Below are 15,775 nucleotides of genomic sequence, written 5' to 3'. Positions count from 1 at the left end.
GACGTCAAGATTTTGCAATATATCTTGACGTCAAGATAAAGGGGAATCGCCATGAGACACCAAACCGACATCGCCCTAACTGCTGTTGCCCCTTTGATCTGGGGTAGCACCTATTATGTTACGACCGAATTTTTGCCCGTCGGATATCCGATCACGATGGCCGCGCTGCGTGCGCTGCCTGCCGGACTGCTGCTGCTAGTTTTGTCCCGTCAACTTCCAACAGGTCATTGGTGGGGCCGCATATTCATTCTGGGCGCGCTCAATTTCACCGTGTTCTGGACCCTGCTTTTCGTCGCGGCTTACAGGCTCCCCGGTGGGGTCGCAGCCACTGTCGGCGCGGTACAACCTCTTATTGTAGTCTTCCTGTCGGCATTTCTGCTGAACACCCCGGTTGGGCTGAGATCGGTCGGCGCAGCGCTGCTGGGGGTGATCGGCGTCGGGTGCCTTGTCCTCGGAACAGCTATCAATCTTGATACGGTTGGCCTGATCGCTGGACTGGGTGGCGCCCTTTCGATGGGGGCAGGAACTGTCCTGACGCGCAAATGGCAACCGCCAGTGCCGCTGCTGACATTTACCGCTTGGCAACTAACCGCCGGCGGGCTGTTGCTGGTGCCGCTTGCACTGATATTTGAGCCCGCCTTACCAGCGCTCGAAACAAACAGCCTTCTCGGAATTGGATATCTGAGCGTCATCGGGGCTGCCCTGACCTATATCCTGTGGTTCCGAGGCCTCGCCCGGATCGAACCCTCTGCGGTCTCGGCACTTGGCTTTCTCAGCCCGTTATCCGCCGTAATGATTGGTTGGGTCATGCTTGGGCAAAACTTGACCTTTGTGCAGATCGCCGGTGTCTGTATCGTACTTCTGGCGGTCTGGCTGGGGCAAATGGGCAAGCGTACCGGCCGTTCGATTGTCACCATCAGAAAGCCCGCCTGAAACTCCAGGCATCGATGTACGAGTTTTGTGCTAAACTGTGTGCTGTGCAACGCCCCGGCAAGAAAGGTATCACGTGTCAAAAAGCCGAGTAAAACCGCGCTATTTTGCCATCGCCCTGCTGCCGGTATGTGTTTTCGCAATCCATAAACTGATCCAGAACCAAATGATCGCCAATGAACTGGACGTTCCAGTGAACTTTGTGTTGAGCGGTAGCTCTTGGCAGGAAGCCGTTGGTCGGTTTCGGTTTCTTGCCGCGTCCTGGTTCTTTTTATCGCTGGCCTTGTTGCCCGTGGCAGTCTTGTTCCGGACCCTGTCACGCCCGATCGAAAAAAACACCCGGATCGCGGCAATCGCGATTGTAGTCGCCATCGTGTTTCTGGCTCTCGTGCCGACCATTCAAAAGCATATGACCGACCAAAGCCCGCAGATTTACCACCAGATCGGCAAAGCCGTTTTTGAAACAGCATTGTCGCAAGGCACCTTACCGGCATGTTCCGGTTCGGAAGATAGCTGGATGTTTGGGAAATGCGGGCAGGCCCCTGTTCTTTCGCTGTTCAACCGTATTCTGGACCTGGTGAATGCAATGGCCGGCCTTGCGATCGGGTCGCTGATTGTCGGAATGATATTGTGTCTTGGTCGGCATGAATCTCAGGACATCGAAGCAACCGCAGCTGAGCTGGCGCAAAACCTGCGGCAGATGCGGCAGCAGCTCTACCTGTCCAGTCTGGTGCTGACCTTCGGCATGTTCTTTGCCGCAAGCTGGATGTACTGGCCCTTGCCCATGATCGCTGAATCAGAAAGGGCCGCCTATAGCGCATTGCTCAACGCATCGGCCTTGTTCACCGGCACATATTTTTGCTTGCTAATGCTCAGCTACTTTCTTCCCGTGGCAGTCCTTCTGGACGGAAGAATTTCTAACCTCGCTTTGGCTGCCCGAAATCAGGGCGGCACAGACCAGGCATTCGACATTGATGACTGGAGATCGTCGCATAAGCTGACAGAAGGCACAGGTGACATCATCCGCGCCGGCTTCGCCCTGACGGCCCCAATCTTGGCCGCTTTTGCCGGTGGCATATCACCGATTTTGGGTTAGACCGTGATTTGTTGAGCAACCAGAACGCGGTTTATCGCATCGGTCGAATGCTCTGCTGGTCCAAGTTGTAACAGCTAGGCTGCGCAAAGGGTCACTCGTGTCCCATTCCGCCCAAGCTGGCACAAACTTCTGGCAATGGAGAGAATGGCAGGGGCAGCAGGGTTCGAACCCGCGACCTACGGTTTTGGAGACCGTCGCTCTACCAACTGAGCTATACCCCTAAGGTCCGCCCCAAATATGCCAGCCGCGCGGCGGACTCAAGAGGCTTTTTCAGATTCCTCCTCAGTTATGCGCACGACAAACAAGTTGCGTATGGCGTTGAGTTCTATAAGACACGGTTTGATCAATATGAGGGTCACCATTAGTGAGTATCCGCAAGAAAATCGCCGATAGCGAGGCCGTCCTGAATTGGACCGCCCGCCGCATCGCGAGCTATATTCGGATGGTCAACCGCAACACCCAATGGCAACGCATCGGCTATGAAGAGCTGGACCAACTGGCCGATCAGGGCGAGCCGGTCATCGTTGTCCTTTGGCATCAGCGACTGGCACAATCACCCTATTTCTTTCCGTTGGATAAGGGGCGTATCTGCTCGATCACATCTTCGGCACGCGCTGGCAGCATGGTTGGTCGGGTGCAGAAACTGTTCGGCATGGACACCATCGCCATGACCAGCAAAAACGCCAACAACATCGCGGTGTCACGCGAAGTGATCGGCAAGATCAAGCGGGGCATTTCCATCGGTATCGCCGCTGACGGCCCGCGCGGTCCGGAACGGGTGCTGTCGACCGTGCCTCTGGTTTGGGCACGCACCTCGGGCAAGCGGGTCTTCGGTATCACCTTTTCTGCCCGCCACGGCAGCGAGGCCGGTACCTGGGATCGCTTGCTGATGCCGCGCCCCTGGCGCAACAAAGGCGTGTTTCTGTGCCGGGAATGGACCGAAAACGTTCCCCGCAAGGCCAGTGAAGAAGAACTCGAGACCCTGCGGTTAAGCCTTGAGGCGCATATGAACGACATCACGGCCGAAGCAGACAGGATGGTCGGGCGCGAACCCTGGTTACCCAAGGGCTAACCGCCGCGCAGCCTTTGCATCAGATACACTTCGCTGCCTTCGGGGATCGGTTCGGTCAACCCGCTGGCGATCACGCGCCCATTGATTGAGATGGATACACCGGCATCTATCGGCGCCTGAAGCTGCGGATGTACCCGCGCGAGTGCCTGCAACAACTCGCCGGTGGTTTTGGCCTCAACCTCGACCACCTGTTGACCCCCGGTCAAAGACCGGAGGCCGGACCACAGGTGGACCTCAACCATTGTCCTTGAGCGCCGCCAGAATGCGCGGCGGTGACATCGGCAGTTGTTTCATCCGCACACCCGCTGCGTTCGAAACCGCGTTGGCGATAGCAGCCAGAGGCGGAACGATACCGGTTTCACCCACACCACGCACCCCAAACGGGTGGCCGGGGTTGGGAACTTCGACGATCACCGTATCGATCATCGGCAAGTCGCTGGCGACCGGGATACGATAATCGAGGAAGATCGAGTTCTGCAGACGACCATCCTCGCCATAGACATATTCCTCGTTCAGCGCCCAACCGATGCCCTGCGCCGCGCCGCCCTGATACTGGCCTTCGACATAGGTCGGGTGGATCGCCTTTCCGGCGTCTTGAATGACCGTATAGCGGGTGATGCTGGTCTTGCCGGTCTCCGGGTCGACCTCGGCATCGACGATATGGGTGCCAAACGACACGCCTGCGCCTTCGGGCGTGGCCTCGAAATGGCCCGAGATCGGACCACCGGTCGCGCCCATATCAGCGGTGATATCGGCCAGCGGCATCGGATCGAAATCGCCCGCATTGGGGCCCGAGGGCACCGCGCAGCCGTTTTCCCATTTCACCGCATCCACCGGGATGCCCCACTTGGCCGCCGCCCGTTCGCTGAGCTTTTCGACCGCGTGCCGGGCCGCCTTGATCGTGGCCAGACCCGAGGCATAGGTCACGCGCGATCCGTGGCTAACGTCATTGTATCCCAGCGTCGCCGTGTCCGCGATGGTGACGCGGATATTCTCGTAGGGAATGCCCAACACCTCGGCTGCCATCAGCGCCATCGACGCGCGCGAACCGCCGATATCGGGCGTGCCGACCATCAGCTGGGCCGAACCATCCTCGGACAGGGCCAGCGACACGGATGTCTCGCCCCCGTGATTAAACCAGAATCCACAGGATATCCCACGCCCCTGCCCTGGTTTCAGTGGCGCAGAATAGTGCGGATGCGCCTTGGCGGCCTCAAGCGTTTCGACCAGACCGATGCGTTCGTAGCGCGGGCCATAGCTGGCCTTGGTACCTTCGTAGGCGGCGTTTTTCAGACGCACATCCACGGGGTCCAGACCCAGTTTCTTGCACAGCTCGTCAATCACCGATTCAACAGCAAAGGCTCCCATCGGTGCACCGGGCGCCCGGTAGGCCGCCTGTTTCGGGCGGTTGGCCATGACGTCATAGCCCACCTGCTTGACGTTAGTCAGGTTATAAGGAGCAAAGGCACACATGGCCGTCATATCACCCGGCGCGCCGGGGAAGGCCCCACCCTGCAGGCGGAACACGCCTTGCGCTGCGGTGATCGTGCCGTCTTTCTTCATCCCGATCTTGATATCCATCGACGCGGAGGCAGTCGGACCGGTGGCCCGGAATACCTCGGATCGGGTCATCACCAGCTTGACCGGCCGGTTGGCCTTGCGGCTCAGCGCCAGCGCGACCGGCTCGATGAATACGGTTGTCTTGCCACCAAAGCCGCCGCCAATCTCGGACGCCGTCACCCGCAGTTGCGATGTTTCGATCCCCAGCAAAGCCGCACAGGTTTTCTGCGCGATCCAGTGACCTTGTGTGGTGCACCACAGCTCACCCTTGCCGTCATTTCCCAGCGTCGCCAAACAGGCATGAGGTTCGATATAGCCCTGATGGGTTGCCTCGGTGACAAAGCTGTCTTCAACGACCAGATCCGCCTCGGCAAAACCTGCTTCGACATTGCCATGCCCGCTTTCGTGATAGCGCACGACGTTCGGGTGCATCCCTTCGGGCACGGAATAATCCGCCGCCCCCTCGCGTATAACCGGAGCGTCCGGGGCCATCGCTTTGTCGACATCGGTCACATGGGGCAGCACCTCATATTCGACCTCAATCAGCTTGAGTGCATCACGCGCCGACAGCGCCGAAGTTGCCGCAATAGCTGCCACCGCGTGGCCGTCATACAGGGCCTTCTCGCCTGCCATAACGTTTTCCAGCACGTTCCAGAACTCACCTTCAAGACCGGGCTTAAACGGCACCTCAGCGAAATCGTCACGGGTCACAACGGCCTTGACGTCTTTATGCGCTTGGGCCTTGGAGGTGTCGATCTTTACGATCCGCGCATGGGCATGGGGTGAGCGCAGAATAGCCCCGTGCAACATGCCCGGCGCGGTGGCGTCAGCGCCAAATTTCGCGCGCCCCGTGACCTTGTCCAGCCCGTCAGGGCGGTTCGGTCGGGTACCAACGAAAGTGAATTCAGATTTGCGATCGTCGAGTGCCATTACGAAGCCTCCCGCAGTTCAGCCGCTGTATCCATCACGGCGCGAATGATCTTGTCATACCCGGTGCAGCGACACAGGTTACCGGCCAACCAATACCGTGTCTCTTCCTCGGTCGGGTTCGGGTTCTTTTCCAGCAACGATTTGGCCGCGACCAGAATACCGGGGGTACAGATACCGCATTGAAGAGCAGCATATTCAATCATCTTCTTCTGCAGCGGATGCAGAACGTCCCCGTCTGCAAGACCTTCGACGGTCTCGATCTGTTTACCCTCTGCTTCGATCCCAAGCATCAGGCAGGAACAAACCAAACGGCCATCGACAGTTACCGAGCAGGCACCGCAATCGCCGGTGCCGCAGCCTTCTTTCGCACCGGTCAGGTTCAGCTTGTCGCGCAGACAGTCCAGCAGGGTCTCGCGTGGGTCACACAGGTATTCGACCGTGTCACCATTGACGGTGGTGGATACGTGGAACTTGCTCATGCTTGCTCTCCCTTGGCACGGGCATAGGCGATTTTCGCGGCGCGTTTGGCCAGAACCCCGGCCACTTCGGTACGGAATGCGATTGTGCCGCGCTTGTCGTCGATCGGGTTACAGGCAGTAGATGCGGCAGCGGCAAGCGCGTCCAATGCAGCATCGTCAAGGGTGCTGCCCATGATCGCCTTGGCGCAGTCTTCGACAAACAGAACAGTCGGAGCCACGGCACCCAGAGACACGCGGGCCTCGGTGATGGTATCCCCGTCCAGACGGAGATTCACACCTACGCCAACCACCGCAATATCCATCTCGGTCCTTGGGATGAACCGCAGATAGGCATCACCTCCGTTTTCGCCGCGTGCAGGAATATTGACCGCCGAGATCAGTTCACCCTTGGCCAAGGACGTTCTGCCCGGGCCGGTCGGAATATCTTCGACGGCAACCTCACGGGTGCCACTTGGTCCGGTGACTGTCACGGTCACGCCCGCTGCCACCATGGCTGGCACCGAATCCGCCGCAGGCGAGCCATTGCACAGGTTGCCAGTCAGCGTCGCGCGCCCTTGCACCTGAGTCGATCCGATCAAATCCATCGCTTCGACCACGCCGGGCCAGTCGAGGCCCAACCCAGGATGTTCGCTCATTTCCGCACCCGTCGCCGCCACGCCCAGCGTCCAGCTGCCGTCAGCATTGCGGGTGATATCGCTTACGCCATTGATTTTCTTGATGTCTATCAATGTATCAGGCGTCACCAATTCCGAGCGCAACTGCACCAGAACATCGGTGCCACCGGCAAGAAACCGTGTAACGCCTTTTGCATTTTCTGCCAGAGCCGACGCCTCGGCAAAGCTGGCAGGCCTGTGATAATCCATGATTTTACCTCGCGCCTGTTGGTCAGGATCCACTGGGGTTCGCAGGGACGTTAGTGCAGCAACACACTGGCGTCCATGGCAAGAACGACCTATTTTTCGATCCCGAAATGTCGTTTCCAGACCTCGGATCAGAGGTCGATCTCGACCACCCCGTCCGGGTCCGCAGCACGGCTTTGGCACAGGATGATTGCGCCTTCGCGCTGCTTGTTCGACAGCACGAAATCCCTATGCTCGATTTCACCTGAAATCACACCGCATTTACAGACGCCGCAAATTCCGTCCGAACATTTCACATCGACCTGAATTCCGGCTTCGTTCAGCACCTGCGCCGCGTGTTTGTCGGCGGGAACCTGCAGCTCTCGCCCCGATTTGGCCAGTTTCAGCGTGAAAGAATGGTTCTCATATTCGGGCTGCTCGGGAACGGAGAAATACTCCAGATGCCGCGCCTCGTCTGGGAACCCCTGACGTTCCGCTGCCTGCATCACGCCTTCCATGTACCGATCCGGGCCGCAGGTATAGACGTGCCAACCTGCCTGATATCCCGACAGGATTGACTGTAAATCAGCGCGCGTGCCTTCGTCCGAGAAATGATAGTGCACGTGATCGGCCCAGGGCATTGCAGCCAGATCGTCCAGATACCCCGCCCCGGCGCGGGTACTGGCCGAGTAATGCAGCGCAAAGGGTTTGCCCAGACTGTGCAGGCGGTGGGCAAAAGCGATCATCGGCGTGATACCGATTCCGCCGCCCATCAGGAATGTCCTGGTGGCGGTCTCCTCCAGTTCGAAATGGTTGATCGGCTTCGAGATGAAAACCTTGCGCCCTTCGGTAAAAATCCGATGCAACAGGGCCGAGCCGCCCCGCCCCTCATCCTCGCGCAAGACACCGATCTGATAGGTCGCTGCGTTCGCCGGATTGCCGGACATTGAATATTGCCGCAGGAACTCTGGCGCGACCAGCACGTCCAGATGGGCGCCTGCGGTCCACTGAGGCAGCGGCGCGCCATCCAGCGTCGCGAACTCATATTTGGTCACATCATCTGTCATCCGGTCGACCATGCTCAGCTCGACCCGCATGACAGGGGCATCACCTGCGATCGAATAGTTGTGAACAACAGACATGTCCCCGGCGGCCTTGCGTGCCTTGTACTCCTCTGCCGTGACCATCGCTTCATAAGCTGCAATCCCGGCTTCGCGGTCCATGGCAAAAGGATAGGGCCAGGGATGCGGGGCCAGATAGGCGGGATAGACCGCCAGCGTCTGATCCTCATATTTCAGGGCAAGGTCCGTCTGCAGGTTGCGCCGGTTCAGCGGATGCTGGGTCGGGCGATACGCGCCGTCGGGCTGCAATTCGATATCCCACCACCATTTCTTGGTGTCGTTCAAGCCACCATTGCCCACCGCATCGTCCAGTTTCGCCAGCGCTGGCGCGGCTTGGGGGAAGTTCATCGCGGCCCAACGCAAGGGACGTTCCTTGAAGATGCCTTCCAGATTCCATGGGCAGGTTTTCATGCACCGCCCGCACATCGCACCACCCGATGTTGTCACCCGGTAAGTGGCGCATTTCTGGCTGTCGGATTTCCAGATTTCATAGCCATTGAACATCAGTTTTGGCCCGGCGGTGATCGCCCCCGAGGGGCATTCTCGCGCGCATTTGTTGCAGCTTTCACAAAAACTCTGCAGTCCGAAATCTATCGGCTTGTCATGAGCCAGAGGCATATCTGTTGTGACCGCACCGGATTTCAGACGCGGGCCCAAATAGGGGTTCAGGATGACCTCGCCAATCCGGCTGACCTCTCCCAGTCCCGACAACAGCAAAAGCGGAGGCTGCAGCACTTCGCCATCCATCACCGTATGGGCCTTTGCCTTGTACCCAAGGTTGCGGATCTGCTGTGCAACGACCCCACCCAAAAGCGAGAACCGCAGATAGGCGCGCATGGATTGGGCCACTGCAATCCAGTCGTCGCCACTGGACCCTTCCATGGTCTCGTAACCCTGATCAATGATCATGCTGATGGCTTGATCATGCGGCGGCGTGATCTCTTCTCCGGCGGCATCATGTGAATACCACGCCCAATCGGGGCACCGGCTGAGACCGACGGCATCCGCACCCAGAAAATAGGTCGCGGCCTTGATATTGGCGGCGTTCCGGGCGGCATCTGTCGGTGGCGTGGTCTGGGCACTGTCGCCATCCTGCAGTAGAACAAACGCGCCCAGCGCGCGCCGTTGCGCGAAACTGGGGGCCGCCTTGCGCACATAATGCCCACCCTTGGCGGCGTCCTGCAGAGTCTTACCCATGTCGCCGAATTGCGCCCGGGCAAACATGTCAGCCCGTTTGGGGACGCGTGCAACGTTTTCCTCGTCAATATAAGTTGTCGGCGTTTCGACACGCTTAAGCTTTTCGAAGGGATGCGCGCCGTCGACATAGCGCCGTTTGGCATAGGAGTCTCGGTTCAACGCATTCTTGGCAAAACCCGCCCCCAACCACCATGCCGGTCCTTGTGTGCGAAACCACGGTTGCTGAGCCATCGGGCACAGCGGGCGGTCATGAGCGATCTCCAACTCGGTCGTCACCACGGCCAGCCCGAACCGGGTCCCAAGCCAGGGGGCGACAAGCTGTCCACCTTCGACCGAGGCCAATCCCGCAGCGACCGCTAATTTGCCCAGATCAACATCCGACGACATCGCCGAATGCGCCCGTGCATCAAAGCCAAGCAGACGGATGTAGTTGGCAATCACCACCGCATTCTCGGCCGCCAGCAGACAGGCGCGGTGGTCCTGCGCATCCGTGATCCAATCGGCGCCCGGTTCAGAAGGGTCCGGGTCGCGGTTGTGCTCGTAGAGAAACACGATTGCATGGCGGTGAGTGTCGATTGGCTTGGGCGCAGCCTCGATACTGTCCTTCAAATCCGCCATGATGACATCAATGCCCGAGGCCAACGTCTTGGTTTGCCGTGTCCTCAGGGCATCAGCCAGCCGGTCGATATCAGGGTTGCGGCGCGGCTCGGGCAACAGTGCTTCCGGCGGCAGTGGCCCGCACCCAATCATCGACGCATCGTTGAAATAACCAAAGGCTTTCAGATGGTTGGCGCGCGCATTCGGATCTGACGGGATATCGCCCATTGCCGGGTTCACCAACCCGTCGCGGATCGCATCCATCATCGCCTGAAACTCACCCATCGCATTGACGATGCTGTGGGGCTGATCGGGTCGGCGAAAGCTAAGATCGCCCATAGGCGTCACCTGAGACAGGTCCGGCATTGTGTCCTGCCGCGCCAACCGCTCTAGCGGGTAGCCGCCCATATGAACTGGCCTGTTCCGGTCTGAAAAGAAACGGATTCCCATAGCGTGCCTCCCCTTGCCCGTCTGACCCTTAATGCCCGGTAGACAGCAATACCATTCATACTTAATCATAAATAATATGAATAAAAATGATTTCACTGATTTGGACGGCAAAGTCCTGCGGGTCTTTCTGACAATACTCGAGGAAAGCTCGGTCTCGAAAGCAGCCGATCGGCTGGGGGTCACGCAATCGGCAATCAGCCACACGCTGTCCAAACTGCGGCAGGTGCTGGGCGATCCGTTGTTTGTACGTTCAGGTCAGGGCCTGACCCCGACCGAACGGGCCTTGTCCCTGAAGGACCCTATTCAAACGGTGCTGGACGGGATGCGTGCCTTGACCGACGGTCGCCCCTTTGACCCGTTATCCGAACAGATCGACATTCGCATCGCCACAAATGACATGCCACGCGAAGTGATATTCCCAAGGCTGTTGCGCGACACACGCGCCGAGGGTGCACGGCTACGGTTAGAGTTCATCCCATCGGGCGTTCCCGATCCGGACCTGTTGCGCAGCGACCGGTGTCAGTTGATGGTCACCCCTCTGCCGCCGGATGGGCCGGACATTTACCAGAAACGGCTGCTCGAAAGCCCGCTGATGATGTTTTATGATGCCGGCCATTGCACCCCGCCAAACAGTTGGCAGACCTACTGCGAGAGCGACCATATCGAGGTGCGCTTTTCCGATGGTCGCAACGCCCGTGCCGTCATGCGGGGTGTTGATCAAAGCCAGATCAGAGCGCCGATTGTTACCCTGCCCCATTTCAACGCGATACCGGCCTTTGTGCGGGGCAGCTCGTTGATCTCGACCGATACCGCCTTGATGAGACAAGGTCCTCTGGCCGGGTTGGACTGTGCGCATTTGCCCTTCGAATGCACCCCGGTTCCGCTTTACATGGTCTGGCACCAAAGGTCGGCCAATGATCCAGCGCATCGTTGGCTGCGCAGAAGGATCGAAGCCATAGCAGCTGACATCAGCGCGCCTTGATCAAATGGGTCAGTGCAGCACCGGTTTCAAAGTAGGCGTGACGCAGGCGGGTCCAGCGTTCAGTATGTTCCGCCACAGCGGGAACTGGCAGCAACGCCGGATCCCCTGCCAAAAGGCTCTCAGCCGCCATACGGCCAAACACCGTGCCCGGCCCGATACCCCGGCCTGAATAGCCATGGATCGAAACCGCATCCGGTCCGATCCGGGTGATCTTGGGAATGTGATCCGAGGTCATCGCAATGCGGCCATGCCATCCCTGCTGCAAGGGTTGATCCGCAAGCTGAGGATAAAGCTCTGACAGTTTGCGCTTGATCCATCCGGTATGCGCGGCGCTGCCCGCATGTTCTAGATTGCCCATTGCGCCGAGGATAAAGCGCCCGTCGTGATCCATTCGGAAAGAGGTCATGATCAGGCCGGTATCCCAACATCCTTCGGCTCCGGGAAGAATACTCGCGCGCAGATTGTCGGACAACGGCGCAGTAGTGAATTGAAAATACGAGACAGGAACATAGGCCGGTGCCGTATCGGGCAGGTTCCGATGATACGCGTTGGTGGCCTGGATCACTGATTTGGCGCGCACCGTGGCCTGCGGGGTTTCCAACAGCCACTGGCCATCGACATGGCGCATCGTCATCACTGGGCTGTGCGTGTGAACGCGTGCCCCGATTGCGGCAGCCGCGCGGGCCAGACCACGCACATATGCCATCGGCTGGATCGTTCCGGCGCGCGGGTCGAACAGAGCTCCACGAAAGGTGGCGCTGCCCGTGCGCTGGTACGTCTTGTCCGACGACAGCAACTCGACCGGAGCGCCTGCCTGACGCAACTGTGCATGGCGTGTTTTCAAATCAGCAAGACCAGAGCCAGAATGCGCACAATGCAACGTGCCCTTGCGCATCGGCTCGCACTCGATCCCATGTGTCTGGATCACGCTGAATACTTCACTTGGGGCCGCCGCAAGGATTTCGATAAGACGCGTTCCGTCCGCATCCCCCAGATGGGCGCAAATGTCAGCAGGGCGCACCCAGAGTCCGGCATTGACCAGCCCCACATTGCGCCCGGATCCCCCATGCCCGATCTCCTGTGCCTCCAAGACACAGACCGAGGCTCCGGCCCGTGCGGCCGTCAAAGCCGCGGAACAGCCAGTATAACCGCCGCCGATCACCGCAAGGTCCACAGACAAATCGCTGGTCAGCGGGGCGCTCTCCACATGCTCGCGGCAGGTGTGTAGCCAAAGGGATTGATCGTAGTCGCTCAATGCGGGCTCCTTGCGGTGTCAAAAACCATTAGGACGCGGGATCAGGTCGTCGCAAGAGCCCTTTGATCCTCACGCCCCATCGCGATCAGGAAAGGCCGCGCCTCTTGCTGCGACTGAAACGCTGCCCGATCGCACATCCCCTGCCACCCGGCCAGAACCAGCGATTGCGCAACGGCACCGCCCAAAGTCGCTCCGGGGCCTGTCACGATGAACAGGTCAGGCGCGAATTCGCGCGCGGCGGTCTGGATTGCGCGGGTGAAGTCATAGGCCGCGGTCACCTGATGTCCCAGGGTGTAATCCCACAGTGCCTGCGTGTCCGTCGCACCCGGCCACCAGATTTTGCCACGCCCGTCGATCAGAGGCCGGTCAGGCTGTTTGAACAGCTCCGCACCAAGTTGCGTGCGCCCTTCCGCAGCCACCGGAGCTTGAAGGTGGGTGTGAAATGCGGCGTGATTTGCCAACCTCATGGGGAACCTGTCTTGCACACTCGGCCACGATGCCTCGAACGCGCGCAAGCCCTCTTCGTTACCCGCTAGAACCAGCATTCCGCCCAAATCAATCGACAATGCCAGCACCTGACCGTCCTGCGCGTTGATCTGCGCCACATCCGCCAGCAATTCAGCCTTACGCTGAGGATCAGCCACCCAGCTATCGTCTGAAAACGGGTATACGAGCTGCCCACCAATTAGGTGGTCTTGCATCAGCGTCCCCATTGTGTTCACCACACGAAAGCCATTCTCGGGCGACACCGCGCCTCCGACGGCGAGGGCGATGTACCAGCCCATCGAGTTGCCGGTGACAGCCACCACTTCAGTGTCATCGGCCAGCACCTGAGCATCGGCCAAAGAGGCCGCATAAATCAGGGGTGAGGCCACATCACCGCGCGAGTACTTGCTGACCGTGAACCGATCAGCACCGTCCAGCGCCGTGACTGCCGCTTGCCCCGCATTGGCGCGGATGGCGTCAAAATTGCCAAACATCTGCATCCGGTTTGCGTGATGTCGGTGCAAATACCCCAGCTCGGCCTTGTTATAGGTGCCCCGACCCGGGCAGATCACGACGGCAGTGCGGGTCATGAGCGGTTTCCAGTCAGATTGAGCGCAGCGGCGACAATATTATCCTTTGACGGCAATGGCGCAGCATATGCAGGCCCGGTCGCGATAAAGCTGTCTTCTGCCACTACGCGGGCGATTGGGGTGTCGGGGCTTTCTTCGACGAAGAAAGTTGTCAGCGCCTCTGACTGGCTTCCGGTCCGACGGCATTCGTCAACGACCAGAATATGCGCACAGGTTTTGGTGGCCTCGCGCAACGCTTCTGCAGGTAATGGAGCCAACCATCGCATGTCGATAATCCGGGTTCGGATCCCTGCGGCCTCAAGTTCGGGCAAGGCTTGCCGCGACAGGTAGTGGCCGTTGCCATAGGTCACAATCGCCAGATCGGTGCCGTCCCCCTGTACCCCGACCTCGCCCAGGCGGATGCTGCGATCCGGTGAAGGATAGGTCGTCATCCATCCGGCATCTTGTGCCTGATGGAGGTCGCGCATCGGATAAAGCGCAATGGGTTCCAGGAATACCGCGACGCGCTGCTCTTCGCGGGCCAGCCTTACGCATTCTCGAAGCATCTGCACCGCGTCCGAACCGGTCGAGGGGCAGGCAATGATCACACCAGGAATATCGCGCAGAACGGCCAGAGAGTTATCGTTATGGAAATGCCCCCCGAAACCCTTCTGATATCCCAGCCCGGCGATCCGCAGGACCATCGGATTGGTAAATTGCCCGTTCGAGAAAAAGGGCAAGGTCGCGGCCTCGCCCCTGATCTGGTCCTCGGCATTGTGGAGATAGGCCAGAAACTGAATTTCAGGGATCGGGACAAAGCCGTTATGCCCCATACCGATGGCCAGCCCCAGGATGGACTGTTCGTCCAACAGCGTGTCGATCACCCGATCCGGGCCGAACCGCTGTTGCAGCTTTTGGGTCACGCCATAGACGCCACCCTTGCGTCCCACATCTTCGCCCATGCACACGATCTCGGCGTGTTCCAGCATTAGATCGGTCAGTGCCCAGTTGATCAGACGACTCATCGGCTGAGGATCGTCCATCGCGCGCATGTCGCCGCCAAAAGCGGCTGAACGGGCCTCGGCCCCCGGACCATTGGTGGGTTTGCAGTCACGCTTTGGCGGGATCAGGCTGGCCATGACCTCGGAAGCGGTAGTCAGATGCGGGCGGGTCACAGCCTGTGCCGCGACCCTGTCGGTGCGGGCGCAAGTGTCTTGATAGATCTTCAGCGCCTGATCCGGCGATAGCACCCCGGCCTGATCCAACAGCCGCACCGAATGCAGCAGCGGATCATTTGCCTCATCAGCTTCGACCTCGGATTTCGCCATATAGGTCGTCGGGACGTCTGCGCCCGCATGGCCATAAAGCCGAACGGTTTTCAGATGCAGGAAGGCAGGTTTGCGACGGATGCGCACGTAGTCTGCCGCCTCTTTCGCGACCGCGTAGGTCTCAAAAATATCCAACCCATTGGCCTGGAAATACTTGATCCCCGGGCGGTGCTCGATCGACGCCTGAATCCATCCCTTTGGCGTTCTGACTGAAATACCGATCCCGTTATCCTCACAGACGAACAACAGCGGCAGAGGGGTCGATTGCACGCTGGTCCACCCCGCCGTATTGATCGCCCCCTGCGCAGTGGAATGATTGGCCGACGCATCCCCGAACGAACACATCGCGATCCCGTCCTGTGGCAGCTCGCGATGTTCGGGCGGGTGCCGCCGCGCTGCACCCAGGGAATAGGCCGCACCCACAGCTTTCGGCAGATGGCTGGCGATGGTCGAGGTCTGCGGCGGGATCATCAGTGCCTTCGAGCCCAGTACCTTGTGCCGACCACCCGAGATCGGGTCCTCTTTCGAGCAGGCGAAACTCAGCAACATATCCCAAGCGATTTGCTGACCCGGCACCTGTTCGGATCGCGCGATCTGAAAGGCGGCATCCCGGTAGTGCAGAAACGCGATGTCCGTGGGCCGCAGAGCATGGGCGACAGCCGCCATGCCCTCATGCCCGGACGAGCCGATGGTATAGAACCCCTGCCCCGCCTTCTGCATTGCGCGGCTGGTACGGTCCAGTGCCCGGCTGAGAACCTGCGACCGGTACAGCGACACCGCCTCGGTATTGCTAAGTCCGGGGCGCGGGGCTGCGCCGTCAGGCAGGTGGCCTTGCGCCACACGTGTCAGGAAATTCTCATGAACGATCTGAGCGCGATCCATGG

At 59.5% G+C, this 15,775-nt stretch carries 12 protein-coding genes and 1 tRNA gene; 4 read left to right on the top strand and 9 right to left on the bottom strand.

Annotated elements, in window-relative coordinates; translation table 11 throughout:
* Nucleotides 1–51: 51 nt before the first annotated feature.
* Entirely contained in the window at nucleotides 52–933 is an 882-nt protein-coding gene (locus AC2FLG_RS11980; RefSeq protein ID WP_496706344.1) for an EamA family transporter, read from the top strand.
* Between the two features lie 73 nt (nucleotides 934–1,006).
* Nucleotides 1,007–2,026, top strand: coding sequence for a hypothetical protein (locus tag AC2FLG_RS11975; protein WP_496691697.1), 1,020 nt, complete (start codon nucleotides 1,007–1,009; stop codon nucleotides 2,024–2,026).
* 145 nt (nucleotides 2,027–2,171) lie between these two features.
* On the opposite strand, the gene AC2FLG_RS11970 is transcribed toward AC2FLG_RS11975, so the two are convergent.
* Nucleotides 2,172–2,247, bottom strand: a tRNA-Trp gene (locus AC2FLG_RS11970).
* A 143-nt stretch (nucleotides 2,248–2,390) separates the two neighbouring features.
* Here AC2FLG_RS11970 and AC2FLG_RS11965 point away from each other — a divergent pair.
* On the top strand, nucleotides 2,391–3,098 hold the full coding sequence (locus tag AC2FLG_RS11965) for a lysophospholipid acyltransferase family protein (RefSeq protein WP_496706342.1): 708 nt from the start codon (nucleotides 2,391–2,393) through the stop codon (nucleotides 3,096–3,098).
* On the opposite strand, the gene AC2FLG_RS11960 is transcribed toward AC2FLG_RS11965, so the two are convergent.
* The 5 genes from AC2FLG_RS11960 to AC2FLG_RS11940 form a co-directional block, all read right to left on the bottom strand.
* On the bottom strand, nucleotides 3,095–3,340 hold the full coding sequence (locus AC2FLG_RS11960; protein WP_281972450.1) for a MoaD/ThiS family protein: 246 nt from the start codon (nucleotides 3,338–3,340) through the stop codon (nucleotides 3,095–3,097). The genes AC2FLG_RS11965 and AC2FLG_RS11960 overlap by 4 nt on opposite strands.
* A complete protein-coding gene (locus AC2FLG_RS11955; RefSeq protein ID WP_496696213.1) occupies nucleotides 3,333–5,588 on the bottom strand; it encodes a xanthine dehydrogenase family protein molybdopterin-binding subunit in 2,256 nt (751 codons plus the stop codon). The genes AC2FLG_RS11960 and AC2FLG_RS11955 overlap by 8 nt, the downstream gene beginning before the upstream one ends.
* On the bottom strand, nucleotides 5,588–6,067 hold the full coding sequence (locus tag AC2FLG_RS11950) for a (2Fe-2S)-binding protein (protein WP_281972452.1): 480 nt from the start codon (nucleotides 6,065–6,067) through the stop codon (nucleotides 5,588–5,590). Before AC2FLG_RS11950 ends, AC2FLG_RS11955 begins: the two co-directional genes overlap by 1 nt.
* Entirely contained in the window at nucleotides 6,064–6,930 is an 867-nt protein-coding gene (locus AC2FLG_RS11945) for an FAD binding domain-containing protein (protein WP_496706341.1), read from the bottom strand. Before AC2FLG_RS11945 ends, AC2FLG_RS11950 begins: the two co-directional genes overlap by 4 nt.
* A gap of 128 nt (nucleotides 6,931–7,058) precedes the next feature.
* Complete coding sequence (locus tag AC2FLG_RS11940) at nucleotides 7,059–10,271, bottom strand: reductive dehalogenase (RefSeq protein ID WP_496706339.1); 3,213 nt, start codon at nucleotides 10,269–10,271, stop codon at nucleotides 7,059–7,061.
* 76 nt (nucleotides 10,272–10,347) lie between these two features.
* Here AC2FLG_RS11940 and AC2FLG_RS11935 point away from each other — a divergent pair, with 76 nt between their 5' ends.
* The gene (locus AC2FLG_RS11935) at nucleotides 10,348–11,253 is read left to right on the top strand and encodes a LysR family transcriptional regulator (protein WP_281972455.1); all 906 of its coding nucleotides are present in this window, start codon (nucleotides 10,348–10,350) and stop codon (nucleotides 11,251–11,253) included.
* On the opposite strand, the gene AC2FLG_RS11930 is transcribed toward AC2FLG_RS11935, so the two are convergent.
* Genes AC2FLG_RS11930 through AC2FLG_RS11920 form a run of 3 tightly spaced genes read right to left on the bottom strand, consistent with a single transcriptional unit; the run spans nucleotide 11,240 to nucleotide 15,773 of the window.
* Nucleotides 11,240–12,508 (bottom strand): NAD(P)/FAD-dependent oxidoreductase, encoded by a 1,269-nt coding sequence (locus AC2FLG_RS11930; RefSeq protein ID WP_496706337.1) that lies wholly within the window; start codon nucleotides 12,506–12,508, stop codon nucleotides 11,240–11,242. The two genes, AC2FLG_RS11935 and AC2FLG_RS11930, sit on opposite strands and share 14 nt — an antisense overlap.
* Nucleotides 12,509–12,549: 41 nt before the next feature.
* Nucleotides 12,550–13,584 (bottom strand): ACP S-malonyltransferase, encoded by a 1,035-nt coding sequence (locus AC2FLG_RS11925; RefSeq protein WP_496706336.1) that lies wholly within the window; start codon nucleotides 13,582–13,584, stop codon nucleotides 12,550–12,552.
* Complete coding sequence (locus AC2FLG_RS11920; protein ID WP_496706334.1) at nucleotides 13,581–15,773, bottom strand: dehydrogenase E1 component subunit alpha/beta; 2,193 nt, start codon at nucleotides 15,771–15,773, stop codon at nucleotides 13,581–13,583. Before AC2FLG_RS11920 ends, AC2FLG_RS11925 begins: the two co-directional genes overlap by 4 nt.
* Between the last annotated feature and the right edge of the window lie 2 nt (nucleotides 15,774–15,775).

The organism is Ruegeria sp. CDSA193, from assembly GCF_059611885.1.
The sequence above is the reverse complement of the archived record's forward strand: the minus strand, read 5'-3'. Positions and strand labels throughout refer to the sequence as shown.